Source organism: Streptomyces sp. NPDC059718 (assembly GCF_042733315.1).
Classification (GTDB): Bacteria; Actinomycetota; Actinomycetes; order Streptomycetales; family Streptomycetaceae; genus Actinacidiphila.
Map to the genome: position 1 here is coordinate 1 of NZ_JBHWGA010000143.1, position 1,348 is coordinate 1,348.

A 1,348-nucleotide genomic window follows, 5' to 3' on the forward strand; every position below is an offset into this window, starting at 1 on the left:
TCGACCAGCGCGTCACCAGCGCAACACAGCACAGACCGTGCACATCCACCTGGTATGACGCCGCGTCATCGCTTCACGAAAATCTTGACTGAGCCGAGCAAGTTGACAACGCCGTCCCGCGGAAACCCCCGCCGTGCAGTGGATCCCCATGATTGATCTGAGCTTTTCTTGAGCTTCGAGGGCGCAGAACCGCTCAGCTCTGACCGGAATGGTGCTGTCCGTCCGGTTCCGGGGTCCGTTCCGTCGGCAGCAGCGGCTCGCCGGGGTCGAGCGCTGGCCGCACCGGCGGCGGGATCCGGGAGGACGGCAGCCCGCGCGCGTTCTCCCGCCCGGCGTTGGCGACGACGACCGCCACGTACGGCAGCACCAGCCCCAGGACCAGCGCGATCCGGGCCAGAGGGGCCGAGACGTTCCACAGGACGACCGCCAGGATGAACGACAGGGTCCGGATCGACATCGAGATCATGTACCGCCGCTGCCTGCCGCGGACGTCCGCGGTGAGCCCTGCCGCAGTCCCGGTGATCCGGAAGACCTCGGCACCGCTCCGCTTCCGCATCACATTCCACCACCTGCTCGAAACGCCGGAAGCCACCCACTCCCGACACGGTCCACGTTACGCCGCAGATCTGCCGCATTGGAGACCGGGGAAGCCCTCGTCGTGTGACGACACCGGGCCGAGAGCTCGCACCAGTCGACCCGGCAACGCGAACGCGCGATGAAAGGCTTCCGGTCACCCGGCGCGGCCCAACGCTTCCCGGCCGCGTTCAGCGGCATCTCACCCCACTTCCGCACCCGACGGCACCTTCGTACTGCCGCCGAACACCGCCTCGAGATGACCCTCTGCTTCACCATCTGGGACCAGATCACCGGCGCCGCGGACCTGCCCGCCGCAGCCTGAACCAAGCCCCGAGACCGGCCCCCGAACGCCCCGGCACAGCGGCAGATGACCAAGCACCCGCTAACGTAACAACGCCCCGACCTCACCAGCCACCAGGCCTCGCCCGCCCACACCAACGGCCCAGCATGCTCGTGATGCAAGTGAAGCGCTATCGGAGGCTGGGCGTGTTCCAACCCATTGGTGACCAGCTCGGACACCACCAGAACTACTGCTTCTGCATCCGCCGTACCAATTCGCCAGTTTCTCAGGGTTGTTCGAGCAATTTGCCGCGCCACGCCTGCCGCCTCTGGCCGAAGTTCCAGTGTCCAGGCCTCGTTATGGGCTGCCCCACTCAGGCCAGGCATATTTTGTTCGTCCTAGTAGTGCTTGGTCAGGTCGGTATTGGGGTGGGTATGTCGCGGTGGCAGGTGGGGCAGGCGCCGGTCCAGGTCGCGAGGAGGATCTGCAGGT

1 protein-coding gene and 1 pseudogene are annotated in these 1,348 nt (G+C 66.4%); one reads left to right on the plus strand and one right to left on the minus strand.

The window, feature by feature from the left end; genetic code table 11:
• Positions 1–193: 193 nt before the first annotated feature.
• Positions 194–556: a DUF3099 domain-containing protein gene (locus tag ACFV3E_RS46735; protein WP_500542646.1), complete on the minus strand. Its 363-nt coding sequence runs from the start codon at positions 554–556 to the stop codon at positions 194–196.
• Between the two features lie 111 nt (positions 557–667).
• On the opposite strand from ACFV3E_RS46735, the pseudogene ACFV3E_RS46740 reads away from it, so the two are divergent.
• A pseudogene (locus ACFV3E_RS46740) lies at positions 668–898 on the plus strand (IS6 family transposase); the annotation flags it as partial.
• Positions 899–1,348 lie beyond the last annotated feature (450 nt).